This window comes from Mesorhizobium sp. B3-1-9 (assembly GCF_006439595.1).
Classification (GTDB): domain Bacteria; phylum Pseudomonadota; class Alphaproteobacteria; order Rhizobiales; family Rhizobiaceae; genus Mesorhizobium.
Map to the genome: position 1 here is coordinate 101,061 of NZ_VFTJ01000019.1, position 25,960 is coordinate 127,020.

17 protein-coding genes and 2 pseudogenes are annotated in these 25,960 nt (G+C 65.1%); 12 read left to right on the top strand and 7 right to left on the bottom strand.

Going from position 1 to position 25,960, the window contains the following annotated elements; all coding sequences use genetic code 11:
- Window positions 1-388 precede the first annotated feature (388 nt).
- Complete coding sequence (locus FJW07_RS25705; protein WP_140859244.1) at window positions 389-5,164, bottom strand: NAD-glutamate dehydrogenase; 4,776 nt, start codon at window positions 5,162-5,164, stop codon at window positions 389-391.
- A gap of 128 nt (window positions 5,165-5,292) precedes the next feature.
- On the opposite strand from FJW07_RS25705, the gene FJW07_RS25710 reads away from it, so the two are divergent.
- Both FJW07_RS25710 and FJW07_RS25715 read left to right on the top strand, forming a co-directional pair.
- Window positions 5,293-5,856: a peroxidase-related enzyme gene (locus FJW07_RS25710; protein WP_140647000.1), complete on the top strand. Its 564-nt coding sequence runs from the start codon at window positions 5,293-5,295 to the stop codon at window positions 5,854-5,856.
- Between the two features lie 168 nt (window positions 5,857-6,024).
- A pseudogene (locus FJW07_RS25715) lies at window positions 6,025-6,347 on the top strand (hypothetical protein).
- 136 nt (window positions 6,348-6,483) lie between these two features.
- Here the strand turns inward: FJW07_RS25715 and FJW07_RS25720 are convergent.
- Window positions 6,484-7,095, bottom strand: a complete 612-nt coding sequence (locus tag FJW07_RS25720) for a LysE family translocator (RefSeq protein WP_140859245.1) — start codon at window positions 7,093-7,095, stop codon at window positions 6,484-6,486.
- 442 nt (window positions 7,096-7,537) lie between these two features.
- Between FJW07_RS25720 and FJW07_RS25725 the strand changes: the two genes are divergently transcribed.
- Window positions 7,538-8,161: a DUF1062 domain-containing protein gene (locus FJW07_RS25725; protein WP_140710967.1), complete on the top strand. Its 624-nt coding sequence runs from the start codon at window positions 7,538-7,540 to the stop codon at window positions 8,159-8,161.
- A 48-nt stretch (window positions 8,162-8,209) separates the two neighbouring features.
- On the opposite strand, the gene typA is transcribed toward FJW07_RS25725, so the two are convergent.
- The gene (gene typA, locus FJW07_RS25730) at window positions 8,210-10,039 is read right to left on the bottom strand and encodes a translational GTPase TypA (protein WP_140647004.1); all 1,830 of its coding nucleotides are present in this window, start codon (window positions 10,037-10,039) and stop codon (window positions 8,210-8,212) included.
- Window positions 10,040-10,234: 195 nt separating this feature from the next.
- On the opposite strand from typA, the gene FJW07_RS25735 reads away from it, so the two are divergent.
- Window positions 10,235-10,522 carry a hypothetical protein gene (locus tag FJW07_RS25735; RefSeq protein ID WP_246672498.1) on the top strand — a complete coding sequence of 96 codons (288 nt, stop codon included), beginning with the start codon at window positions 10,235-10,237 and terminating at the stop codon, window positions 10,520-10,522.
- Window positions 10,523-10,756: 234 nt separating this feature from the next.
- Here FJW07_RS25735 and FJW07_RS25740 read toward each other — a convergent pair whose 3' ends face one another.
- Together FJW07_RS25740 and FJW07_RS25745 are read right to left on the bottom strand one after the other, a co-directional pair.
- Entirely contained in the window at window positions 10,757-12,331 is a 1,575-nt protein-coding gene (locus tag FJW07_RS25740; RefSeq protein ID WP_140859246.1) for an alkaline phosphatase, read from the bottom strand.
- A 279-nt stretch (window positions 12,332-12,610) separates the two neighbouring features.
- Window positions 12,611-13,894: an MFS transporter gene (locus tag FJW07_RS25745; protein WP_140859247.1), complete on the bottom strand. Its 1,284-nt coding sequence runs from the start codon at window positions 13,892-13,894 to the stop codon at window positions 12,611-12,613.
- Between the two features lie 78 nt (window positions 13,895-13,972).
- On the opposite strand from FJW07_RS25745, the gene FJW07_RS25750 reads away from it, so the two are divergent.
- Together FJW07_RS25750 and FJW07_RS25755 are read left to right on the top strand one after the other, a co-directional pair.
- The gene (locus FJW07_RS25750; RefSeq protein ID WP_140859248.1) at window positions 13,973-14,581 is read left to right on the top strand and encodes a TetR/AcrR family transcriptional regulator; all 609 of its coding nucleotides are present in this window, start codon (window positions 13,973-13,975) and stop codon (window positions 14,579-14,581) included.
- A gap of 44 nt (window positions 14,582-14,625) precedes the next feature.
- Complete coding sequence (locus FJW07_RS25755) at window positions 14,626-15,216, top strand: hypothetical protein (protein ID WP_140859249.1); 591 nt, start codon at window positions 14,626-14,628, stop codon at window positions 15,214-15,216.
- Between the two features lie 24 nt (window positions 15,217-15,240).
- Here the strand turns inward: FJW07_RS25755 and FJW07_RS25760 are convergent, their stop codons facing one another.
- The gene (locus FJW07_RS25760) at window positions 15,241-15,852 is read right to left on the bottom strand and encodes a TetR/AcrR family transcriptional regulator (protein WP_181182720.1); all 612 of its coding nucleotides are present in this window, start codon (window positions 15,850-15,852) and stop codon (window positions 15,241-15,243) included.
- 80 nt (window positions 15,853-15,932) lie between these two features.
- Between FJW07_RS25760 and FJW07_RS25765 the strand changes: the two genes are divergently transcribed.
- The 6 genes and pseudogenes from FJW07_RS25765 to FJW07_RS25790 all read left to right on the top strand — a co-directional run bounded on the left by FJW07_RS25765 (window position 15,933) and on the right by FJW07_RS25790 (window position 24,753).
- Window positions 15,933-17,639 carry an MFS transporter gene (locus FJW07_RS25765; protein WP_140859251.1) on the top strand — a complete coding sequence of 569 codons (1,707 nt, stop codon included), beginning with the start codon at window positions 15,933-15,935 and terminating at the stop codon, window positions 17,637-17,639.
- 96 nt (window positions 17,640-17,735) lie between these two features.
- Window positions 17,736-19,810: pseudogene (locus FJW07_RS25770) on the top strand (3-hydroxyacyl-CoA dehydrogenase NAD-binding domain-containing protein).
- 168 nt (window positions 19,811-19,978) lie between these two features.
- Window positions 19,979-21,004 carry a BMP family protein gene (locus FJW07_RS25775; RefSeq protein ID WP_140859252.1) on the top strand — a complete coding sequence of 342 codons (1,026 nt, stop codon included), beginning with the start codon at window positions 19,979-19,981 and terminating at the stop codon, window positions 21,002-21,004.
- A 232-nt stretch (window positions 21,005-21,236) separates the two neighbouring features.
- On the top strand, window positions 21,237-22,757 hold the full coding sequence (locus FJW07_RS25780) for an ABC transporter ATP-binding protein (RefSeq protein ID WP_140859253.1): 1,521 nt from the start codon (window positions 21,237-21,239) through the stop codon (window positions 22,755-22,757).
- Window positions 22,757-23,812, top strand: coding sequence for an ABC transporter permease (locus tag FJW07_RS25785; RefSeq protein ID WP_140859254.1), 1,056 nt, complete (start codon window positions 22,757-22,759; stop codon window positions 23,810-23,812). Before FJW07_RS25780 ends, FJW07_RS25785 begins: the two co-directional genes overlap by 1 nt.
- Window positions 23,809-24,753, top strand: a complete 945-nt coding sequence (locus FJW07_RS25790; RefSeq protein WP_140859255.1) for an ABC transporter permease — start codon at window positions 23,809-23,811, stop codon at window positions 24,751-24,753. The genes FJW07_RS25785 and FJW07_RS25790 overlap by 4 nt, the downstream gene beginning before the upstream one ends.
- Before the next feature lie 224 nt (window positions 24,754-24,977).
- Here the strand turns inward: FJW07_RS25790 and FJW07_RS25795 are convergent, their stop codons facing one another.
- Window positions 24,978-25,745 (bottom strand): SDR family oxidoreductase, encoded by a 768-nt coding sequence (locus FJW07_RS25795; protein ID WP_140786168.1) that lies wholly within the window; start codon window positions 25,743-25,745, stop codon window positions 24,978-24,980.
- Window positions 25,746-25,960 lie beyond the last annotated feature (215 nt).

Here is a 25,960-nt window from a genome sequence, read left to right on the forward strand (position 1 = left end):
GGACGCCATGTCTGCATGTTTTCAGGCAGTGATGCAAATGAACAAGCAGGCGCCAATTCCTCGCCCCACGAAGGCGGCTACGCGATGCACGCATCTTCTGGCGTGACCGATCAGGCCGAGGCTTGATTGCCAGGTGGTTCCCCCAATCCGTCGCTGCTTCGCAGCGCCACCTTTCCCCCCTCCGGAGGGAAAGGAAGGGAGCGTTGCTGGACGAGCATTGACGGCAAAAAGCTTGGCGCCCTCCTCTACCCCGTCGATCGGGGGAGAGGTGGCTCGGCGAAGCCGAGACGGAGTGGGGGTCGACCAGCGCAGCATAGGATAACGCAAGCGCCAAGCTGCCATGCGCGCTATCGCCAAAGACCAGCCGCTTTGGCAGGGGCGAGGAACTTCACATCCCCGTCAGGTCGCTCATCAGGCCCGACGCCACCGAGAGCCGCGACACGGTGATGTCGCCGCCTTCGGTCAGCGCCTGCAGCCGCTCGCGGATGCGCGCGACGCGTTCGCCGCCGGCCTCGAGCCATGCCCCGACCGGATCCGCCGCCGTGCCGTGCGCGGTGAGCGCCGCCACCGCGATGCCGCGCCGCGCCACGCCGATCGTGTCGGTCGCGCGCGACAGCGCCAGCTGGTCGTAATAGTCGGGCGGCATGATCGAGCGCGCGGCCTCCTCGACGCGCGGGATGCGGAAAGCATCGCTGACGGCGAAGAACGCCTTGGCCGCGCTGACGATGTCGGCATTGGCCGTGCGCGCGGTGAGCGCGACATCCGGGATCAGCTCGGCCACTTCGGCCAGGGCGAGCTGCCCGGCGAGTTTTTCCGGCGCGCCGCCCTTGAACAGGCCATGTCGCCGCTCCTCGATACGCTCGCGCGAGAAGGCCGGCAGCAGCGACGCCAGCTTCGGTTCGAGCGCCTTGCACGCGTCCTGCAATTCGGCGATGCGCTGCCCCAGCGGCGCGGAACCCGCTTCGTTCTTCAGGGACCAGCCGCTGGTCACAAAGATAAGCCGGCTGACCGACTGATAGAGATCGAGCTGGATCTGGCCGTCGATCTGGTTATCGAGCGCGTCGATCTCCTTGTAGAGCGCCGGCAGCGCGAAGCCGTCGCGGATCACCGCGAAGGTGCGCACGACATCGGCCGCCGTGCGGCCGGTCGCTTCCTGCAGCCGGTTGACGAAGGACGGCCCGCCGCGATTGACCAGATCGTTGGCGACGACGCGCGCGATGATCTCGCGCCGCAGCCGGTGGTCGCGGATCTCACCGGCGAATTTCCTCGCCATGCGTTCCGGGAAATAGCCCATCAGGTCGCGGTCGAAATGTTGCTCGTCCGGCACGTCGCTGGCGACGATGTCGGAGAACAGCACGATCTTGGCATAGGCGAGCAGCACGCCGAGCTCGGCCCTGGTCAGCGGCTCGCCGCGCGCCTCGCGTTCGGCAAGCGCCGCCGGCGAAGGCAGCGTCTCGACCACGCGGTCGAGCAGGCCGCGCGATTCCAGCGCCGTCATGAAACGGGCCTGGTGCGCGATGTCGGCGAGGCCGCGCTTGCGCGCCAGCGAGAGCGCCAGCGTCTGCTGGTAGTTGTTGGAGAGCACCAGCGCGCCCACCTCGTCGGTCATCTCGGCGAGCAGCTTGTTGCGCGCCGGCCGCGTCAGCGAGCCCTTGCGCATGGCGGAAGCCAGCGCGATCTTGATGTTGACCTCGACGTCGGAGCAGTTGACGCCGCCCGAATTGTCGATGGCGTCCGAATTGCAGCGGCCGCCATTCAGGCCGAACTCGATGCGCGCCCGCTGCGTGACGCCGAGATTGGCGCCCTCGCCGATGACTTTCGCCCGGACATCGAGCGCGGTGACGCGGACGGCGTCGTTTGCCCGGTCGCCGACATCTTGGTTGCTCTCGCCTGAAGCCCGCACATAAGTGCCGATGCCGCCGAACCACAGAAGGTCGACCGGCGCCTTGAGGATGGCGTTCATGATCTCGACCGGCGTCGCCGTCGTCTTGGCGAGGCCGATCGCGGCAGCCGCCGCCGGCGGCAGCGTGATCGATTTCTGGTTGCGCGAGACAATGACGCCGCCTTCCGACAGCTTCGACTTGTCGTAGTCCTGCCAGGACGAGCGCGGCAGCGCGAACATGCGCACCCGCTCGGCCATCGATGCGGCCATGTCCGGATCGGGGTCGATGAAGATGTCGCGATGGTCGAAGGCGGCGATCAGCCTGGTCTGCGGCGACAACAGCATGCCGTTGCCGAACACGTCGCCCGACATGTCGCCGACGCCCACCACGGTGAAGGGCGAGGTCTGGATGTCGCGGTTGATCTCGCGGAAATGCCGCTTCACCGCTTCCCAGGCGCCCTTGGCGGTGATGCCCATCTTCTTGTGGTCGTAGCCGGCCGAACCGCCGCTGGCGAAAGCATCGTCCAGCCAGAAGTGGTGTTTTTCGGAAATGGCGTTGGCGGTATCGGAGAAGGTCGCGGTGCCTTTGTCGGCGGCGACGACGAAATAGGGATCGTCAGGATCGCGCCGCACCACGCCGGCCGGCGGGATGACGCCGTCGACGCCGATATTGTCGGTGATCGAGAGCAGGCTGGAGACGAAATTCTTGTAGGCCGAAGTCCCGGCCTCGAAGATCGCGTCGCGCCCGGCGCTCATCGGCAGCTTCTTCGGGTAGAAGCCGCCCTTGGCGCCGACCGGCACGATGACCGCGTTCTTCACCTGCTGCGCCTTCACCAGGCCCAGCACCTCGGTGCGATAGTCCTGGGCGCGATCCGACCAGCGCAGGCCGCCTCGCGCCACCGGACCGAAGCGCAGATGCACGCCCTCGACCTCGGAGCCGTAGACGAAGATTTCGCGCCATGGCCGCGGCGCCGGCAGGCCCTCAACCGCCTGGGAGTCGAGCTTGATCGCCAGCGACTGCCCTTTCTCTTTCGTATCGGCTACGAAATGATTGGTGCGCAGCGAGGCTTCGATGAGGTTCAGATAGCGGCGGATGATCGTGTCGTCATCGATATTGGGCACCTCCTCCAGCGCGTCCTTGATCTTGGCCTTGAGGTGCTTGGCGGCAACCGCGCCATCGCCATCGCCCTCCGCCGCCGGCCCGAGCCGGGCGACGAACAGCGCATGCAGGCCGCGCGCGATCTCCGGATAGCGGTTGAGTGCCGCGGCGATGAAATCCTGGCTCTGCGGAATACCGGCCTGCTGCAGATAGCGGCCATAGGCGCGCAATATGGTGATCTCGCCCGACCACAGGCCGGCGGTCTGGGCCAGGCCGTTATAGCCGTCATTGTCGACATCGCCACGCCAGACCGACAGGAACGCGTCCTCGAACAGCGCGCCGCCATCGGCAAGGTCTATTCGCGCGCCGTAGCTGTTCTCCAGCTCCATGTCGTGGATGAACACCCGGTCGGCCGGATCGTCGCCGACCTCGAAAGTGCGCTCGCTGATGACGCGGAAGCCGATGTTTTCCAGCACCGGCACGCGCCGCGACAGCGCCACCGGGCTGCCGAAATGATAGATTTTCAGAGCCGCCTGTTGCGGCTTCTGGTCGGCATGGCGGTAATAGTCGATGGCGATCGGATTGACGGCGCTGATCTTCGCGATGCGCCCGGCATCGGCCAACGCCACGGCGGCCGAGAAGGAGTCGCGGTAGCTTTCGGGGAACCGCGCCGCGATCGCCTTCAGCGCCGGATCGCTGCCGGCGGCTTCCGCGGCTTCGGAGAGCGCGTCCTCCCAGGTGCGCACGATGTCGCGGATCGCCGCCTCGATCGTCGACTGCTCGACCTTCGGCGTCTTGCCGCCGGAACGGCCGATGATGAAATGCACGCGCGCCAGTCCGCCTTCCGGAAAGGCCGGGTAATAGGCCGACAACCGGCCTTCGAACGCCGTCTTGAGATAGGTGCCGACCTTCTCGCGCACGACGCTGTCGTAGCGGTCGCGCGGCACGAAAACGATGATCGAGACGAAGCGATCGAACTGGTCGACGCGCACCAGCGCCCGCACGCGCGGCCGCTCGATCAGCCCGAGTATGGCGACCGCGTGCTTGCGCAGGATGGGAATGGGAACCTGGAACAGCTCGTCGCGCGGATAGCTCTCCAGGATGTTGATCAGCGCCTTGCCGGAATGATCGTGCGGATCGAAACCGGATTTCGAGATCACGGTCTCGGCCTTGGAGCGCAGATAGGGGATCTTCATCACCGAGCGCGTGTAGGCGGTCGAGGTGAACAGGCCGACGATGCGCAGCTCGCCCGCGAGCGCGCCTTTCGCCGTGTAGGTCTTGATGCCGATGTAGTCGAGATAGATGCGGCGATGCACCGACGACTTGGCGTTGGCCTTGGTGACGATCAGCGGCTCCGGCCCGTGCAGGAAGGCGCGGATCTCCGGCGTCGTCGTCACCGCCTCGGTGCCGCGCCTCAACACCAGCACATCGGGATCCGAAAGGATGCCGAGCCCAGGCTTTTCGGCGCGCTCCAGCGAGCCGCTTTCCTCGCCGCCGGTATATTTGAACTCGCGCATGCCGAGGAAGGTGAAATTGTCGTCGCGCAGCCATTCGAGGAAGGCGATCGCCTCGGCGACGCTCTTCTTGTCGAGCGGCACCGCCGAATAGCGGAATTCGGAAATCGCCTGGTCGAGGCGGGCGAGCATGCGCTTCCAGTCGGCGACGGCCGCCCGGACCTGCGAAAGCATCTTGCGCAGCCGCTCGGTGAGGCTCTTGGCCTGCTCGGCGTTCAGCCTTGGAATGTGGACATGGACGACACTCAGCCTGTCGTCATCCTCCTTGCCGCCATCGCCAAGCACCTCGACCACACCATCCTTGCCGTGGCGGACGGTGACGATCGGATGGGTAACCAACGTCGGCTCGCCGCTGATCTCGGTGATCTCGCCGAGGATGGAATCGAACAGGAACGGCATGTTGTCGTTGACGACGGTGATCACCGTGACTGGCCGGCCGTCGCAGGCGACGCCCGAATCGGCCTCGACGGCGACGACGCTTTCGCCTTTCCGGTGGCTGGCGACCGCTTGCGCGGCGAGCTCGCCGGCGCGTTCGAGGTCGGTCACGTCATAGGACGCGATGTCCTCGGCGGGCGCCCGTGCCAGCAGATAGTCGGCAAGCCTTGCGGGTTTCTCCTCCGTTTTCGCGGCGGCGGCTTTCTTCTTCGGCTTGGATTTCACGCTGGCCATGACGCTTATTGCCTCCCGTGGCATGCTTTTGCGACTATGGTAGCCAGATGACTGCGGTTTGGCGACAAAGGTTTGACGACGCTTTAAAAAATTCGAACCGACGCCATCGCCGCGCGAGGAGAACGACCATGACCGGCAAAATAACCGCGCTCGACCTTGTCCAGGCGGAGCTCAGCGAGGCCACGAAAGCCTATTTCGACAAATGCCGGGAGAAGCTCGGCCTCGTACCCAACGTGCTCACCGCCTACGCCTTCGACGAGAAGAAGCTGCGCGCCTTCACCGACATGTACAACGATCTGATGCTGGGCGATTCCGGTCTTTCGAAGCTGGAGCGCGAGATGATCGCCGTGGTCGTCTCCTCGATCAACCACTGCTTCTATTGCCTGACCGCGCACGGCGCGGCAGTGCGCCAGCTGTCGGGCGAACCGGCGCTCGGCGAGATGATGGTGATGAATTTCCGCGCCGCCGAGCTGTCGCCGAAACAGACAGCGATGCTCGAATTCGCGGTCAAGCTGACCGAGGAGCCGGCCACGATCGTCGAGGCCGACCGCGCGGCCTTGCGACAAGCCGGCTTCACCGATCGCGATATCTGGGACATCGCCTCGACCGCCGCCTTCTTCAACATGTCGAACCGGGTGGCCGCCGCGGTCGACATGCGGCCCAACCCCGAATACCACGCCATGGCGCGGTAGCGGCCGCGGCTTTACATTAGCAATATCGAATTTTTCGTTGCCCATCCCGCCATTTGGTCCGATGATCAGGATTGCGGCGTAGCCGCATATCCAGGACTGCGGCGCAGCCGCATATTGCAAGCGGCGTGGCCGCATGCCGGTTCGACGCCGCCGACAAGGGAGGAGAACATGGCGAAATTTCTCTATGTCTATCACGGCTCCGGAAGATGCCGACCGACGAAGCCGAACGCAAAGCGGCTATGGATGCCTGGACCGGCTGGTACGACAAGCTCGGCACGGCCGTGGTCGACGGCGGCAATCCGGTCGGCATGTCGAAGACGGTGCTGCCGAGCGGCAAGATCGAGAACAATGGCGGCAGCAATCCGACCGCCGGCTACACCATCGTCGAAGCCAGGGACATCGACGACGCCGTCGCCAAGGCAAAGGATTGCCCGATCCTGATGGACCCAGCCTTCAGCGTCGAGATCGCGCCGATCATCGAGATGATGTAGCGCTTAAGCGCCTTGAGCAATTCCAGGAGAAGTGTGAGCGGTTAGGCTCGGCGCCTTCGCCGTAGCCTTCCGTCCGGAATTGCGTCAAAACAAGGAGATAGGGCGGGTTCGCCGTTTCCGTGAAACGGTGAACGCTCTATCGCGCCGCGATTGCCGCGGCCGCGCCCGCCATGGTCGTGGCACTGACGCGGTTGGCGATCTTCATGGCGCGCTTGCTCTTCAGGAGCCGGCGCGCCTGCGAAGCGGCCAGCACCCAGGCGAGGTCGATGACCACCAGCACGATAGCCATGGTCAGCGTCAGTTCGACCCAGCCGACAACGCTGACCGAGGCAAGATCGATGATGGTCGGCAGCAGCGCCAGATAGAACATCATGATCTTCGGGTTGCCGAGCGTCACCGCCATGCCGGCAAAGAACAGTTTCAAGGGCGAGTCCTCGCGCGGCATCTCGCCTTCCTTCGCCTCGACCGGCGCCGTCCACATCTTGAACGCCAGATAGGCGAGATAGGCGACGCCCACCCATTTCACGACGACGAAAGCGTAGTGGAAGGTCTGCGCCACGACGGCGAGCCCGAACACCGCCAGCGACAGCCAGACGGCTTCACCGATCCACATCGCCAGCAGGAACGGGAAGACATCGCGGAACCCCTTCGAGACCACCCGCGCCACGAGTGCTGCGATCGACGGGCCGGGCGAGCCGGCGGCGACGAACAAAGCGGCGGCGAAGATCAGCAGCGAGGCGAGATGCATGGCGGACCTCTTGTGGTGAAGAATTTTAGCCCACGAGACTAGCGCAACCACCGGGATGGCGAAAGTCGGACGGCTTGCCGGCTGGACGCCATGCGGTTAGAAGACCCACCCCGATAGCCATTTTCGAGCATCACTTTGCCTCAGTAACCGCCGGTCTCGCCAACTCCTCTGAATGCACCGCAGGCGCAGCCATTGGCGCGTCTGCTTCATCTCACGTGTTCTTCAGGCGGCGGTTCGAGACCGGTTTGGCATTGCTGAGCCGCCGCGTGTGACCCACGCCGACGCCTGACTTCCAACGCACGCAGCCTTCGCCACGCCGTGCCCGCACGAGCATGATGCCGAAAAGTGGTACCCGGTTTTCGGAAAAGATCATGTTCAACAAAAAGGGGCATCTCGGACATTGCCGGCCTGACGGACTTCCCGACGGGAAGGGCCTGCCGGCATGTCCACCTTGCGTGTCCACTGGACGATCGCGCCCGCAATCGCGCCTCGACCTCTGATCAACTGCAATCGCTGCGGTGGCATCAAACCGTATCGATGCGGCGAAAAATTCCGCGTCAACGCCAACGGCAAGCGCATCGACGTCTGGCTGATTTATCGCTGCGTCGACTGCGACAACGCCTGGAACTTCACCATCCTGGAGCGGCAAAACCGCCGCGAGATCGAGCCGGCACGGCTTGCGGCGCTCGAAAGCAACGATCCGGCGTTTGTGCGCCGCTTTGCTTTCGATGCCGCCGCGCTGCGCGACCGGACTGGCCGGATCGAGGAATCTCCCGATGTCACGGTCCGAAAGGAGTTTCTGGACGGCGAGCCGGGACGCGCGGTCGCGCTCGCGCTCGACCTTCGTCTCGATGGCACGACACCTTTGCGGCTTGACCGCCTGCTTGCCGACGAACTCGGCCTTTCGCGGTCAAGGCTTCAGGCCCTGGACGACCGAAGGCGACTGACCATCGAACCGGATGGCGCCAAAGCCTTGCGCAAGCCGGTTCGCGACGGCTTGGCGGTGCGCATCGATCTGGCTGGAGAGGCGGATTGCAGCGCTATCTTGTCTGCCGCGTGCCGCTGAAACGAAAAGAGGGAGCACCGGGTCCCTCTTTGAACTTCATCTGGAAGCTTACGCCGCGCCCATCACCTTGGCGGCCTTTTCGAAACGCTTGCGCTCGTTCGGGTCGAGATAGAGCTTGCGCAGGCGAATGGTCTTCGGCGTCACCTCGACCAGCTCGTCGTCCTGGATCCAGGCCAGCGCCCGCTCCAGCGTCATGCGGATCGGTGGCGTCAGCTTCACCGCCTCGTCCTTGCCGGCGGCGCGGATGTTGGTGAGCTTCTTGCCCTTGAGCACGTTCACTTCGAGGTCGTTGTCGCGCGAATGGACGCCGATGATCATGCCCTGGTAGACCTTGACGCCCGGATCGATGATCATCGGGCCGCGGTCTTCGAGGTTCCACATCGCATAGGCGACCGATTCGCCCTGCTCGTTGGAGATCAGCACGCCGTTGGTGCGGCCGGGCAGCTCGCCCTTGTAAGGCTCATAGGCGAAGAACAGGCGGTTCATCACGGCGGTGCCGCGCGTGTCGGTCAACAATTCGGACTGGTAGCCGATCAGGCCGCGCGTCGGTGCGTGGAAGACAAGGCGCTGGCGGTTGCCGCCGGACGGGCGCAGCTCGACCATTTCGGCCTTGCGTTCCGACATCTTCTGCACGACGACGCCGGCATGCTCCTCGTCGACGTCGATGACGACTTCCTCGACCGGCTCCAGCAGCTGGCCGTCGTCGCCCTTCTGCATGACGACGCGCGGACGCGACACGGCAAGCTCGAAACCTTCGCGGCGCATCGTCTCGATCAGCACGGCGAGCTGCAATTCGCCGCGGCCGGAGACGAAGAAGGAGTCCTTCTCCGCCGATTCCTCGATCTTCAGCGCGACATTGCCCTCGGCCTCGCGCAGCAAGCGGTCGCGGATGACGCGGCTGGTCACCTTGTCGCCCTCGGTGCCGGCAAGCGGCGAATCATTGACGAGGAAGGACATGGTGACGGTCGGCGGGTCGATCGGCTGCGCATGCAGCGGCTCGCTCACCGCCGGGTCGCAGAACGTGTCGGCGACGGTGCCCTTCGACAGGCCGGCGATGGCCACGATGTCGCCCGCTTGGGCTTCGTCGATCGGCTGGCGCTCGAGACCGCGGAAGGCGAGTATCTTGGAGACGCGGCCGGTCTCGATCTGCGTGCCGTCATGGTGCAGCACCTTGACCGCCTGGTTGGCCTTCAGCGTGCCGGACTCGATGCGGCCGGTGATGATGCGGCCGAGGAACGGGTTGGCTTCGAGGATAGTGCCGATCATGCGGAACGGGCCGGGATGGACGGTCGGTGCCGGCACATGCTTGACGACCAGGTCGAACAGCGGGGCGAGACCCTGGTCCTTCGGGCCCTCGGGATTTTCCGAAACCCAGCCGTCACGGCCAGAACCATAGAGGATTGGGAAATCGAGCTGCTCGTCGGTGGCGTCAAGCGCCGCGAACAGGTCGAACACCTCGTTGACCACTTCGATGTGGCGGGCGTCCGGACGGTCGATCTTGTTGATGACGACGATCGGTCGCAGTCCGACCTTGAGCGCCTTGCCGACCACGAACTTGGTCTGCGGCATCGGGCCTTCGGCGGCGTCGACGAGCACGATCGCCGAATCCACCATAGACAGGATGCGCTCGACCTCGCCGCCGAAATCGGCGTGTCCGGGCGTGTCGACGATGTTGATGCGGGTGCCGTGCCAGTCGACCGAGGTCGCCTTGGCCAGGATCGTGATGCCGCGTTCCTTTTCGAGGTCGTTGGAATCCATGGCGCGCTCGGCGACGCGCTGGTTGTCGCGGAAGGCGCCGGACTGTTTCAGAAGTTGGTCGACCAGCGTGGTCTTGCCATGGTCGACGTGCGCGATGATCGCGATATTGCGGAGGTTCATTTTTCTGGTCTCGGGAACGTTGCAGGCAGCAGGCCCAAAAGCGCCGCCTTTTTCGGTTGCGCGGCTCATACAAGGTTTTTCGCAATTGCGAAAGGGGAGGCACGACCCCAAATAGATGGTCACTGATTCTTAAACGTCTTGGTGTGAAATGATTCTGTTAACCAAGGCGGAACCTTTGAGGGGCCGGACAGTTCGATGTTCATGACCGATCATATGCCCAGATTGCGTCCGGTTTTTGTGTGGGCCGCGCTTGGCGTGCTTGTAGCGGCAGGCGCCGCGCAGTCGGCGGCCGCCCTTCGGGAAGCCGACCCGATCACGCCGCCCGACGCCAGGACCGTACAGCAGATGTTCGCCGACGCGCCCGACGGCGTCGACCCGATCGTCACCGGCCCGGTCAGCGCCGCCTTCAAGCAGCGCCAGAAGGATGCCAACTGCGACACCGCGGTCTGGCCGAACGTTCCGCGGGCTTGCTATCCGGATTGATTTCGCCTTTGCCATAACGCGGCTAACGTCGCGATCCTTCGCGCCCCCCTCTGGCCTGCCGGCCATCTCCCCCACAAGGGGGGAGATTAGCAGCTTCGGCGCCTCGCTCATTCCTGCAACGTTGGAGATTGGCGAAGGTCGAGGTGACGGCCAATCTCCCCCCTTGTGGGGGAGATGCCCGGTAGGGCAGAGGGGGGCGCTGTCCCGCCAACCTTACCAATTTTCTCCAGGACCTTACGCGGACCGCACCGGATCGAGCGTCACCTTGTAAAGCTCGTTGTCGTCGCGATCCATCAGCCGCACGGTGAGCTGTTCGGTCGCGCCCGAAATATCGACCAGGCCGAAGAACTGCAGCCCGGCCGACGGCGGCAGATTCTGGCCCTGTTCGGCGGTCGGCGCCTTGATGAATTTCAACTCCGGCCCGAAGGTCATGTCGAGGTCGTTGGGGCCGAAGGTGCCGGCATGGATCGGGCCGGAGACGAATTCCCAGAACGGATTGAAATCCTGGAACTGCGCCTTGTCGGGGTTGTAGTAATGCGCCGCGGTGTAATGCACGTCCGCGGTCAGCCACACCGTGTTGGTGATGCCGGCATTCTTGATGAAGCGCAGCACGTCGGCGAATTCGAGCTCGCGGCCCTTCGGCGCGCCATTGTCGTTGTTGCTGACGGCCTCGAAACCGACCTTCTTGGCCGCATCGTCCCAGACGACGAGGCTGAGCGGCATGTCGGCGGCGATGACCTTCCAGATCGCCCTGGAATTGGCCAGCTCGCGCTTCAGCCACTTGGACTGCTCCTCGCCGATCATGCGCGACTTCGGCGTCAGCGTTTCTTCCATGTCGGGGCCGTTCGGGCCGCGATAGGAGCGCATGTCGAGGAAGAACACGTCGAGCAGCGGCCCATGCGAAATCTTGCGGTAGACGCGGCCTGGCTCCGACGGCTCGTAGCGGATGGTCGTCATCTCATGGAAGGCACGCGCCGCCCGGGCCGCCAGCACATGGATCGACTTTTCCTTGTAACGGTCGTCGGCGGTCAGGTCCTTGGAATCCGACCAGTTGTTGAGCACCTCGTGGTCGTCCCACTGGTAGAAGGTCGGGCAGATGGCGGAGAGGCCAAGCACATGCTTGTCCATCATGTTGTACTTCCACTGGTCGCGGTACTCGTCCAGCGTCTCGGCGACCTTGCGCTTGCCGTCGAGCATGACGACGTTCTTCCACTTGCCGCCGCCGGGCAGGTCGACCTCGTCCTTCAAGGCGCCGTCGGCATAGATCGTATCGCCGGAATGCAGGAAGAAGTCCGGCGTGTGCTTGGCGATCGTCGAATAGGTCTTCATGCCGGTCTCGTCGATGCCCCAGCCCTGGCCGGCCGTGTCGCCCGACCAGGCGAAGCGCACATCGCGCTTCGAAGACGGCGCGGTGCGGAAGCGGCCGACGATCGGCTCGGAGACGGCGTTGATGTCGGAGAGATCGGCCGCCACCATGCGGTAGAAGATATCCTGATCCGAGGCGAGGTCGGTGAGCAGCCGCTTCACCGTGTAGTCGCTGGCCGGCGAGGTGTCGAGCGGCGCGAGCCGCGTCGCATTGGCGAAGCTTTCGGTCGTCGACACCTCATACATGACGCGCGCCGGACGGTCGGTGCGGGTCCACACCATGCCGGAGGTGGCGTCGACGTCACCGGACTGGACGCCATGCGTGAAGGCCGGGCGCTGGCTGGCGCGGGAATAATATGGCAGCGCGAGACCGGAGGCGCCGACAAGGCCGAAGGCGCTGGCCGAGGTGACGAAAGCGCGGCGGGTCAACGAAAGCTTGTTCATGGCTGTCTCCGGATGGCGTTGAACGGGACCGCCAAGCTCTCGCCTCAATGTTTCAGGCGCATTTCGGAACCATGAAGTTTTGATAACAGTTCACCTTTCCCCGTCTCCCTTTGTGGAGAACGGGAAACCTGCGCCGGGAGGCGTGTCGAGATTCGGGTCAGGACGAGCCGAAAACGGCGGTCTCCGAGAACCGGAGCGGAGCGTACTCAAAGTACGTGAGCACCGGAAGCGCAGGAGACTGCTGTTTGCAGGCCGGCCTCACCCGAGTATCGACATGCCTCAAGCCGCCTGCGCCTCCGGCTCGAAAGCCGGCCTGTCGGTGTTGATCAGCAACGAGATGCACGCCGCCGCAATGCCGGTCATGCCGGCAATCAGGAACGCCAGCTCGTAATTGCCCTGCAGCTCGCGCATCGTGCCGCCAAAGGCGGCGGCCGCCGCGGCGCCCACCTGGTGGCCGGCGACAATCCAGCCGAACACGATCGGTCCGCTGCGATCGCCGAACGCCTCGTTGGCAAGCCTCAGCGTCGGCGGCACGGTGGCGATCCAGTCGAGCCCGTAGAGCACGGCGAAGATGACCAGGCTGGTCGCCGAGAAGCCCGAATAAGGCAGGTAGATCAGCGACAGCCCGCGCACCGCGTAATAGACGCCGAGCAGCTTGCGCGGATCGAAGCGGTCGGTGAGCCAGCCGGACAGCGTGGTGCCGATCAGGTCGAAGATGCCCATCATCGACAGCAGTCCGGCAGCCTGCACCTCGCCGATGCCCATATCGCCGCAGAAGGCGATGAGATGCGTGCCGACGAGGCCGTTGGTGGTGAAACCGCAAACGAAGAAGGTGGCGAACAGATACCAGAACACCCGGGTGCCGGCAGCCCGGCGCAGCGTGTTCAGCGTATGCGCCAGGAAATTGCCCTGCGATGCGGGCGACACCGGCGGCACGTCATCGGCATCGGCGCCGTAGCGCACCTGGCCGATCGAGGCGGGGCGCTCGGGCACCAGCAGCAGGACGAACGGGATCAGGGCCGCCGTCGCGATCGCCACGGCGGTCGCCACCGGCTTCCAGCCGCCGCTCTGCGCCAGCGAGGCGATCACCGGCAGGAAGATAAGCATGCCGGTGGCGCTGGAGGCCGACATCAGCCCCATCATCAGGCCGCGATTGGTCTTGAACCAGCGGTTGACGATGGTGGCGCCCAGCACGCTCGCCACCGCGCCCGAACCGATGCCGGAAAACACGCCCCAGGTGAGGAAAAGATGCCAGGGCTCAGTCATCAACAGGCTGAGCGCGGTCGATCCCGACATCACCACTAGCGCGCCAAGCAGCGTGCGGCGCAGCCCGATGCGCTCCATCAGCGCCGCGGCGAACGGCCCGGTCAGGCCGTAGAGCAGGATGCCGACGCTGGCGGCCCAGGAGGTCACGTCACGGCGCCAGCCGAAGCTTTCTTCCAGCGGCACCATCATCACCGACGGCGCGGAGCGAAGCCCGGCCGCGATCAAAAGGCAGAAGAAGATGACGGCAACGACGACGAAAGCGTAGCGCTGGCCAAACGGGCGGGACTGGGCTATCATGTTACTGACCGGTACGTTGCAATGGGATGAAGCCATACATACGTACCGGTCAGTAACATTGTCAAGCGAGTTGTTTGCATGCCATCGGACAATAAAATTGAAGCGTCGTTGAGCGATGCCCCTGCTCCCAGGGCGGCGGATAAGATCCTGGACGTCGCGCGCGACCTTTTTTATCGCGAGGGCATCCGGGCGATCGGCGTCGACGAGATCGTCAAGCGCGCCGGCGTCACCAAGCCGAGCCTCTACCGCAGCTTCCCGTCCAAGGACGAGCTTGCCGCCTCCTATCTGCGCAAATACGACCTTGAGTTCTGGGAGCGCTTCGACAAGGCCGTCGACGCGCATCCAGGCAAGCCGCGCGCGCAGATCATCGCTTTCCTGACCCGGGTCGGCAAACGCACCCAGAAGCCGGATTATCGCGGCTGCGGCATGACCAACGCGGCGGTCGAATATCCCGAGCGCGGGCATCCCGCGCGGGTGGTGAGCGAGAACAACAAAGTGGAGCTGCGCCGGCGCCTGCGTGCCATGGCCGCCGCGATGGGCGCGCCCGATTCCGATACGCTGGGCGACGGGCTGCTGCTCCTCATCGAGGGCGCCTATATCAGCGGCCAGCTGTTTGGCATGGGCGGACCGGCGGCGGCCGTCGCCCGCAACGCCGACCTCCTGATCGAAGCCAGCTTGAAGAAATAGCAATTGAAGCTACGCTTTCGGCAACTCGAACGGAGTTGTCAGCCATGCGTGCTCTTCTGATCCCGCTTGCCCTCGCCGGTTTCTGCCAAACGGCCCAGGCCGGCGAAATCTCCAGCGCCTACACCGATCTCGACTGGAAGAAGGACTGCGTGACCTATGCGCAGGCCGCGGAAGGCGACGGCGATTGGGCGAGCCTCGTCTGCGCGGGCTATCGCGGCTATCCGGTGCTGATCGGCTACGACGACGCGCGAGAGTCTCTCTATTACGGCTTTCCATCCGACGACATGACCGCGGTCTGGGAGAGCTTCACCGCCTTCAACGGCTCGGGCCCGAAGGTCGAGTGGCGCATCGAAACCAATGGCGATGTCGCCATTCCCTTCGCCGCCATCCACCGCCGCTCGATCAGCGACCCACAGGACGAGAAGAAATCGACCGACGTGCTGGTCGTCGCCAAGGTGGCGCAACCGGAAGAGCATCAGGGCTGCACCGTCGGCCTGGTTTTGGCCACCGGCAACCCGCAGGCCAACGACCAGGCGCGCAAGCTCGCCGACGAAAAGGCGAAGACCTTCGCCTGCCGCAAGGACAAGCGCGAAGTGATCGGCGACGTGCCCGCGTTCGGCCGGGTGGACAACTGACCCCAGCTCGGGCTGAGGGCTTGGTCAGCCTTCCCCGGCCTCCAGATGCCGGCTCAGCATCAGCCGCAATTCCTCCAGCACGCCGTCGCGCAGCCGCTTCTCGCCGATCAGCGTCAGCGGAATGCGCATCAGCTGCGGCACGATCACCGCCAGCCTTTCGGCCTGTCCTGCCGGCAGCGGCGGATCGGCCGCGGCGAACAGCGTCGCGATCTGGCTGCGACGGTGCCCTCGCATGGCGCGCCGCCAGCCGTCGTCGCCCGGCAGGTCGAGCAGCGCCGAATAGGCCGGATGCCCGGCCATGAAGGTCCCAAGCCGCGCGAACAGCTGGTCGGCGATCGCCGCCGCGCTCATCCCCTGCGTCCGGTCGCGCAAGTCGTCGAGCTCGGCCGAAAGCGCCTCCGCGTTCTGGGCGAGGATTGCCTGCGCCACCGCCTGCTTGGTCGGGAAGAAAAGATAGAGCGTGCCGATGGCGGCGCCCGCCTTGGCGGCGATCTCGGTCATGGTCGTCGCGTCGAAACCCTTCTCGACGAACAGCTCCGAGGCCGCCGCCATCAGCGCGGCGACGCGGTCACGGCCTCTTTTTTGCTGCGGCGCGCGCGGCTGCGGCACAGTTGCGCTTGATTTTTCCGAGGCCATCCTCATATTCAAAACCTGAGATTATCCTCATATATAGCCTGCCGGCCCTCGACGCGCCAGCAGCGCCGGATTTGGACGCCATGACCAGACAGGACCGCCCGCAGAGCCACAAATGGATGGTTCTGAGCAACACCACGCTCGGCATGCTGGCCGCAGCCATCAATGGCTCGATCCTTTTGATAAGCCTGCCGGCGGTGTTTCGCGGCATCGGCCTCAAGGCGCTCGACCCCGGCAACATCAATTACCTGCTCTGGGCGATCATCGGCTACATGATCGCCACCGCCGTGCTGGTCGTCGCCTTCGGCCGGCTGGGCGATCAGTTCGGCCGGGCGAAGATGTACAATCTCGGCTTCGCCATCTTCACCGCCGCCTCCATCGCGCTCAGCCTGCTGCCGGGACAAGGCGATTTCGCCGCCATGTATCTGATCGGCGTGCGCATCATCCAGGGCATCGGCGGCGCGCTGATCATGGCCAATTCCACGGCGCTGCTCACCGACGCCTTCCCCGAGAACGAACGCGGCTTCGCGCTCGGCATCAATGTCGTGGCGGCGATCGGCGGCCAGTTCATCGGCCTTTTGATCGGCGGATTGCTCGCCGATACCGACTGGCGGCTGGTGTTCTGGATCAACGTGCCGTTCGGGCTTGTCGGCACCATCTGGGCCTATCTCAAGCTGCACGACGCGCCGAACCGCTCCAGCCACACAATCGATTGGCTGGGCAATATCAGCTTCGGCCTTGGCCTGGTCATGATCCTCACCGCCATCACCTATGGCCTGCAGCCCTGCGGCGATCAGGTGATGGCCTGGACCAGCCCGAAAGTGCTGACGCTCTTTGCCGTCGGCATCGCTTCGCTGATCGCTTTCGTCATCATCGAGAGCCGTGTCGCCAAACCGATGCTCGACCTGTCGCTGTTCCGCATTCCGGGCTTCGCCTATGGCAACGTCGCCAATCTTGCGTCGGGCATCGCGCGCGGCGGCCTGCAATTCATGCTGATCGTCTGGCTGCAAGGCATCTGGCTGCCGCTGCACGGCTATTCCTTCGAGCAGACCCCGCTTTGGTCGGCGATTTTCATGCTGCCGCTTACCGTCGGCTTCCTGATCGCCGGGCCGATCTCGGGCTATTTCTCCGACCGCATCGGCGGCGTGCCTTTCGCCGTTGGCGGCATGGTCGCGGGCGCGGCCAGCTTCGTCGCGCTGATGCTGCTGCCCGCCGACTTCTCCTACACCGCCTTTGCCGGCCTGCTCTTCCTCAACGGCCTCGGCTCCGGCCTTTTCGTGGCGCCGAACTCGACGCAGATCATGAATTCGGTGCCGGCGCGCGAGCGCGGCCAGGCGTCGGGCATGCGCGCCACCACCACCAATGCCGGGCAGGTGCTGTCGATCGGCCTGTTCTTCAGCCTGATGCTGGCCGGCCTCGCCGCCAGCCTGCCGGCGACGATGGAAGCCGGCCTTCTGGCGCAACATGTGCCGGAGGCGATCGCGCACCAGGTCGCCAACATGCCGCCGGTCGCCAGCCTGTTCGCCGCCTTCCTCGGCTACAACCCGATGGGCGAACTGATCCCGGCCGACGTGCTCCACGCTTTGCCGCCGGCCAACGCCGCGACACTGACCGGCAATCAGTTCTTCCCCGAGCTGATGTCGGGGCCGTTCAAGCACGGGCTGGTCTTCGCCTTCACCTTCTCGGCGATCCTCTATCTGGTCGCCGCCATCGCCTCCTGGCGCGGCGGCCGCGGCGCCGAGGCGGAATTTTCAGAGAATCTGGCCGCCGAGGCAGCAAGTCGACGTTAAACGGTCAAGCGTTAGGCCAGCGCTGCATCGGGTTTCCATTCGGGTCGCTGCCTAGTAAACCCTTGCGCGATTGCAGCCGGCCTCGGGAGGTTCCGCTTGTCCAGTTTTGTCAGCGTCGCGAACGAAAACGGCGTGGCGGTGGTCACCATCGACAACCCGCCGGTCAATGCGCTGAGCTTTCACGTCCGCAAGCCGCTCCACGAGGCACTCGCCGCTTTGCGCGACGATCCCGCCGCAAGCGCGATCGTCATCGCCTGCGCCGGGCGCACCTTTGTCGCCGGCGCCGACATCACCGAATTCGGCAAGCCGGTCCAGCAGCCGGAACTACGCGCCATCATCGCCTTGCTTGAAACCATCGCCAAGCCGACGGTCGCTGCGATCCACGGCACCGCGCTCGGCGGCGGGCTGGAACTGGCATTGGGCTGCCATTTCCGCGTCGCCGACAAGGGCGCCAAGCTCGGCCTGCCCGAAGTGAAGCTCGGCCTTTTGCCGGGCGGCGGCGGCACCGTACGACTCCCACGACTTGTGGGTGCTGTGAAAGCGCTTGGCATGATCGTTTCCGGAACGCCGGTTTCGGCCGACGAAGCCAAGGCCACCGGATTGGTGGATGCGGCTTTCGATGGCGATCTGATTGTTCAGGCCATTCGTTTCGCCGGCGAAATGGTCGAGTGGGGCGGCCCGTTCACACCGGTGCGCGACCGCAACGACCGCCTTGCCGGGACCGATCTCGCCGCCTTCGACGCCCAGAGGGCGGAACTGGCCAGGAAGGCCCGCGGGCTTGAAGCGCCGCTTGCCTGCGCCGAAGCCGTGCGCAACGCGATCACCTTGCCGTTCGACGAGGCGCTTGCGGCCGAGCGGCAACTATTCCTGAAACTCGTTTCCGGCGACCAGTCGCGGGCGCAGCGGCATCTGTTCTTCGCCGAGCGCGAGGCGGCCAAGATTCCCGGCAAGGATCTGCGGAAGCGCCGGATCGAACGCGTCGGCATTATCGGCGCCGGCACCATGGGCGGCGGAATTGCCATGGCTTTCGCCAATGGCGGTCTGCCGGTGACTTTGGTCGAGACCAGCGAGGAAGCGCTGCGGCGCGGGCTGGCGACGATCGACAAGAACTATGCCGTTTCGGTCAGCCGCGGCTCGTTGACGGACGAGGCCAAGCAGAAGCGGCTCGGACTGTTCAAGGGCAGCACCGACTATGCCGATCTCGCCGATTGCGATCTGATCATCGAGGCCGTGTTCGAGGACATGGCGGTGAAGAAGGAGGTGTTCGGCAAGCTCGCCGCGGTCGCCAGGCCCGACGCGATCCTCGCCACCAACACCTCCTATCTCGACGTGAACGAAATCGCCGCCTCGACCTCGCGTCCAGGGGACATGCTCGGCATGCATTTCTTTTCGCCGGCAAACGTCATGAAGCTCCTGGAGATCGTGCGGGCCGAAAAGACCGCGCCCGACGTGCTGGCGACGGTCACCGATCTCGCCCGCCGCCTTGGCAAGGTGGCGGTCGTCGTCGGCGTCTGCCACGGTTTTGTCGGCAACCGCATGCTGGCCGCGCGCGGCGCGGAGAACGAAGCGCTGTTGCTCGAAGTGCAACGCCCGCTCAGGTCGACAAGGCGTTCACCGATTTCGGCTGGCCGATGGGGCCGTTCCAGATGGGCGACCTCGCCGGCCTCGACATCGGCTGGCGCAACCGCAAGGCGCGCGGCCAGACGGCGGTGATCGCCGATACGCTGTGCGAGCAGGGCCATTTCGGCCAGAAGACCGGGCGTGGCTGGTACCGCTATGAGAGCGGCGCGCGGGAGCCGGTTGCCGATCCGGAGGTCGAGGCGTTGATCCGCGCCAAGGCGGAAGAACTGAGCATAGCGCAGCGCCAGATCGGCGCCGACGAGATCATCGAGCGCACGCATTATCCGCTGGTCAACGAAGGCGCGAAGATCCTCGAGGAAGGCATCGCGGCGCGGGCGTCCGACATAGATGTCGTCTGGGTCAACGGCTACCGCTTCCCGATCGGCAAGGGCGGACCGATGTTCTGGGCCGGACTTGAAGGCGCGGCGAAGATCGTCGAGCGACTGGAGCATTGGCATGGGCGGACCGGCAGGGCGATCTTCGAGCCGGCGCCGGTGCTGAGAAAGTTTGCCGAGACGAGGGCTTGGGAAGGTGCGGGCGACGCCCCATAACTTCGTCATTCCAGGGCGAAGCGAAGCGTAGACCCGAGGATGACGAACGCGAGGCGGCACACCAAATTTGACCATGTGGACAAATCTCAACCACCGTTCCATAGTCTCTCGTCTGACATTTTTTTGAACGGCCGGCTCGACACGGCTGTCGAACAGAGGGGCACTTCAATGGAAAACGAACGTAGCAAGACGCAACGCGCCGGCCTGTCGCGGCGCAACATGCTGGAACTCGGCGCGCTCGGCCTCGCGGCGACCGTGCTGCCCGGCGCGGCCTTCGCCAAGGACAAGAAGCTGAAGGTGGCGGCGATCTTCGCCACGCCGATCGAGGAGCCGTGGGACAACCAGATCCATGTCGCCCTGCAGAAGGCCGAGAAGGAGCTGGGCATCGAGTACAAATGGTCGGAAAAGGTGCAGACCGCCGACTTCAGCCGCGTGATGCGCGAATATGCGCAAGGCGGCTACCAGCTGGTGCTCGGCGACGCCTTCGCCGCCGAGCGGGAGTCGCGCCGCACGGCAAAACAATTCCCGAAGACGGCGTGGCTGTTCGGCTCGGGCGCTGGGCCCGCCGAGCCGAATTTCGGCGTCTTCGACAACTGGATCCACGAACCGGCCTATCTCTCCGGCATGATCGCCGGAAAGATGTCGAAGTCGGGCACGGTCGGCGCGGTCGCGGCGATGGGCATTCCGGAAGTCAACCGGCTGGTCAACGCCTTCTTCGCCGGCGCCAAGGAGGTCAATCCGAACGTCAAGAAGAAGGTCGCTTTCATCGGCTCGTTCTTCGATCCGCCCAAGGCCAAGGAAGCGGCCGTGGCGCAGATCGATGCCGGCGTCGACGTCATCTATGCCGAGCGCTTCGGCGTCATCGAGGCGGCGGTCGAGAAGAAGATTTTCGCCATCTCCAACATGTCCGACCAGTCGAGCCTCGGGCCCGATACGGTCATCACCGGCCCGGTCTGGGACATGTACCCGACGGTCGAGCAGGCGATCAAGCTGGTCAAGGCCGGCGTCTTCACCGCGCAGGACTATGGCGATTTCTCGCGCATGGCCAAGGGCGGCTCGTATCTGGCGCCCTTCCACAAGTTCGACAAGACGCTGCCGGCAGAGGTGAAGGACCTGGTCGAGAAGAAGAAGGCCGAGATCCTCGAAGGCAATTTCCGCGTCGACGTCGACGAGAACACGCCGGTTTCGGATTGACGCCTGGTTGAGGGGCGGCGCGAGGCCCCCCTCTCTGTCCTGCCGGACATCTCCCCCTCGAGGGGGGAGATTGGCGGTTCCGTCGACGGCGCTCGATCTTTCAACATTGAAAGTTGGCGAAGGCCGCCGTGACAATCCGATCTTCCCCGTGAGGGGGAGATGGCCGGCCGGCCAGAGAGGGGGTGCAGTGCTGCCCTCCATGGTTGGCCGGATCGCAAATCCAGGAGCACCCTTGTCCGCCCCACTCATCGAAATGCGCGGCATCACCAAGAGCTTCGGCGCCGTCAAGGCGAACGAGGCCGTCGACCTCAGCGTGGCGCCGGGCGAGATCCTCGGCCTGCTTGGCGAGAACGGCGCCGGCAAGACGACGCTGATGAACGTGCTGTTCGGCGCCTATGCGCCGGACGCCGGCGAGATCCTGGTCGAAGGCAGGCCCGTCGCCATCCACAATTCGGCCGATGCGCTCGCCGCCGGCATCGGCATGGTGCACCAGCATTTCCACCTCGCGCCGCGGCTGACGGTGCTGGAAAACCTCCTGATCGGCATTCCCGGCAAATCCGGCCGCATCGACCGTGCGCGCGGGCTTGCCCGCCTGGACGAAATCAGCCGGCAGTATGGGCTGAGCCTCGACCCAAGCCTGCCGGTCTCGGCGCTGTCGGTCGGCGAGCAGCAGCGGCTGGAGATCATCAAGGCGCTGTTTCGCGGCGCCAGGCTTTTGATCCTCGACGAACCGACGGCGGTGCTGGCGCCTTCTGAGGTCGATGGCCTGTTCGCCGCCCTGCGCTCGATGGCGGCGCAAGGGCTCGGCATCATCTTCATCTCGCATAAGCTGAATGAAGTTCGCGCCCTCACCCATCGCTGCGTGGTGCTGCGCCACGGCAAGGTCGCCGGCCGCGTCGACCATCCGGCAAGCACCACATCGGCAGAAATGGCGAAGCTGATGTGCGGCCACGAAATCGTGCCGCCGGTCAAGGAGGCTTCGACGCCCGGCGCCGCCGCGCTGACGCTCGACGGCATTTCCACCTCCGGCCATGCCGGCACGCCGCTGCGCGACGTCTCGCTTTTCGTCCGCGCGGGCGAGATCCTAGGCATCGCCGGCGTCTCCGGCAACGGCCAGCGGGCGCTTGCTGATGTGATTTCCGGCATGCTGCCACCCAAGGCCGGAGCGATGACGATAGCCGGCAAAGCGGTTGCGCAATTTTCGCCGCGCGAGCTGCAGGCGCTCGGCCTCGGCCGCATACCGGAAGACCGGATGACGACCGGCCTCGTCACCAATCTGCCTTTGGCCGACTCCATGGTGCTGCCGCGTATCGGCATCGAGGCCTTCAGCCGCCAGGGACTTCTCAATCCGGCCGCGATCCGTGCCTTCGCCGAAGCGCAGATCAAGGCCTACGATATTCGCTGCCCCGGCCCGATGGTGCGCGCCGGCGCGCTGTCCGGCGGCAATCTGCAGAAGGCGCTGCTGGCCCGCGAGCTCGCCTTCGACCCGAAGGTGCTGATCGTCTCGCAGCCGACGCGCGGGCTCGATATCGGCGCCGCCCGCTTCATCCACGAGAAGTTCCTGGCCATGCGCGCCAAGGGCTGCGGCATCATCGTCATCGGCGAGGACCTCGAGGAATTGCTGATGCTCTCGGATCGCATCGCGGTGATGTATGAGGGCCGCATCGCCGGGACGCTTCCCAGCGCGCATGCCACCGTCGCAAGGCTCGGCCTGATGATGACCGGCGCAGGGCATACCGAGGAGGCGGCCTGATGTTTCGCCTCGAAGCCCGCACCTCGACACCGGCCTGGTTCAATCTCGCGCTGCCGCTCTTGGCCATCGCCGCGACGCTCATCCTGTGCAGCGGCCTGATCGCCATAGCCGGCGCCGGCGTGGTCGAAGCCTATGGCGTGATGCTGTCGGCATCGCTCGGCGACAGTTACGCCATCACGGAAACCCTGGTGCGCGCCGCACCCATGATCTTCACCGGCCTTGCGGTGGCCATCGCCTTCCGCGCAAAATTCTGGAACATCGGCGCCGAGGGCCAATTGCTCGCCGGCGCGGTGGCAAGCTGCTTCGTCGGCGCCATCCCGATGCCGGGCTATCTCGCCATGCTGTTGATGGCGCTGGCGGGCGCCGCCGCCGGCGCGCTCGTCGCGCTGGTCCCCGCCACTTTGCGCGTAAAATTCAAGGTCGACGACGTGGTGAGCTCGCTGCTGCTCAACTCGGTCATCTATTACGCGCTGATGGCGCTGATCGAGGGACCGTGGAAGGACACGTTCAGCGGCTACCCGATCTCGCCGCCGATCGAGGACGCGGCCAATTTCCCGGTGCTGATCGAAGGCACGCGCCTGCATCTCGGCGTCATCGTGGCGTTGATCGCGGCACCGCTGTGCTGGGTCTTGATCGCGCGCACCACGCTCGGCTTCCGCATCCGCGTCACCGGCGAGAATCCAGAAGCCGCCCGCTATGCCGGCATCAACGTGCAGCGCGTGCTGCTGTCGACAGCGCTGCTCTCCGGCGCGCTGGCCGGGCTCGCCGGCGTCGGCGAGGTCGGCGGCGTGCACTTCCAGGTGATGAGCGACATCTCGCCGGGCTATGGCTATTCCGGCATCGTCGTCGCGATGCTCGCCCGGCTCAACCCGCTCGGCGCGGTGCCGGCGGCGATCTTCCTTGCCGCTGTCATGACCGGCGCCGAGGCGATGTCGCGCGCGACCGGCGTGCCCGCCTTCCTCAGCGACGTCATCCAGGGCACGGCGCTGCTTGCCATGCTGGTGGCGCTGCTCTTCACCGCCTACCGCATCCGCCGCGTGGGAGCGCAAACATGAGCGCGGTGTTCGAGCAGATTTTTCAGGTCGGCTTCCTCGCCGCCATCATCCGCATCGCCACGCCGCTCGCCTTCGCCACGCTGGGCGAAATGTTTTCCGAGCGCGCAGGCGTGCTCAATCTCGGCATCGAGGGCATCATGCTGCTCTCGGCGATGACGGGCTTCACAGCCGCCAGCCTGAGCGGCAGCCTGTGGCTGGGCGTCCTTGTCGCGGTGTTGACCGGCATGCTGATGGGCGCGCTGCATGCGCTGTTCACGGTGGCACTGGGCCTCAGCCAGCATGTCTGCGGCATCGGCGTGACATTGTTCTCATCCGGCCTTGCCTATTTCCTCTACCGGCTGATCTTCGGCCAGCAATCGGTGCCGCCTAGCATTACCGGCTTCAAGCCGCTGGCTATCCCGCTGCTCTCGGACATTCCGGTTCTAGGCCCGGCCGTGTTCAACCAGTTCACGCTCGTTTATCTCGCCATCATCGCCGTCCCGCTCGCTGCCTTCGTGCTCTACCGCACGCCGTGGGGGCTTTCCGTGCGTATGGTCGGCGAGAACCCGCGCGCGGCGGACTCGGCCGGCGTCAGCGTGATCGCCACGCGTTTCCAGGCGGTGATCCTCGGCGGCGCGCTGATGGGGCTTGCTGGCGCCTTCCTCACCATGGCGCAGTTCAACGCCTTCACCTTCGGTGTCGTATCCGGACGCGGCTGGGTGGCGATCGCGCTGGTCGTGTTCGGCCGCTGGGATCCCTGGCGCTCGGCGGGCGCCGCGCTGCTCTTCGCCTTCGTCGACGCGCTGCAGCTCAGGATGCAGGCGAGCGGCCTCGGCCACGTCCCCTACGAAGCGTTCCTGATGCTGCCTTTCATCTTCACCATCGTCGCCATGGCCGTCATGTCGCGCAACGCTGTGGCGCCATCGGCGCTGCTGAAGCCGTTTCGACGGGAGGAGCGGTAGAGGAGCAGGCGTCCTTTCCTCTCCCTCCGGAGGGGGGAGAGGTGGCGCTGCGAAGCAGCGACGGAGTGGGGGAACCACCTTGCAACCGTCGCCAACGAATATTGAAATGGGGCCCAGGCGCAAGAGTATTTCGGCACCGCGCCAAGGGTCGACCCCCACTCCGTCCAGCTACGCTCGACACCTCTCCCCCGATCGACGGGGGAGAGGAAGGCGCCAAGCTGGCCTCAAATCGCCGTGAACGCGTTGTCCACGAACAGATGCGCGCCGTTGACGAAGCTCGATTCGTCGCTGGCCAAAAACAGCGCCGCCTTCGCCACTTCCTCCGGCTCGCCGATGCGGCCCTGCTGCGCGGCCATCGCCGCGTCCGAGACGTCGACGCCGAGCTTGCCGAGATCGGCCACTTCGCGCAAGCCATGCGGCGTGCGGATGAAGCCGGGACAGACGGCGTTGCAGCGGATGTTGCGGTCGCGGAATTCCACCGCGATGGCGCGGGCAAACATGTGGCAGGCGCCCTTGGTGGTGTCGTAGAGCACTTCGTTCGGCGTTGCCGCCACGGCCGAGATCGACGAGGTGCAGACGATCGAGCCGCCGCCGGCGGCGATCATGCCGGGCAGCACAGCGCGCGTCATCAGGAACATCGAGCGCACGTTGACGGCATGCAGCCAGTCCCATTCCTGCAGGCTTGTTTCCAGGAATGGCTTGATGACGATGGTGCCGGCGTGGTTGAACAGCACCGTGACCGGGCCGAGCTTTTCCGTCGCCGCCTTCACCGCCGCCTCGACCTGTGCTTCGTCCGAAACGTCGGCCACGAAATGCTCCGCGACATGGCCCCGCGCCCGGATCGCCGCGGCGGTCTTGCCGGCCGCCTCGCCGTTGCGGTCGATGATTGCCACCTTTGCGCCTTCGGCGGCAAACAGCTCCGAAGCCGCCCCGCCCATGCCCGTCGCACCGCCCGAAACGATGGCGACCTTGCCCGCCAGCCTTCCACCCATTCTCTTCCTCCCATTCAATTCGCGGGGAAGCTAGTCCCCGAGTCTGTGATGTTGCTGGCCGATGTTAGTGAGCTTTGACAATGCGGCAAGCGTGGAAGCCAAAGACCCTGCCCATTTTTGCCGCTCGCAGCGCTTGGGCTAAGGTTTGTTGATATTCAGGATTCCCATCATGGCTTGGTCGTGATTCAAGCTTTTGATGGAACGATTCGTGCTGA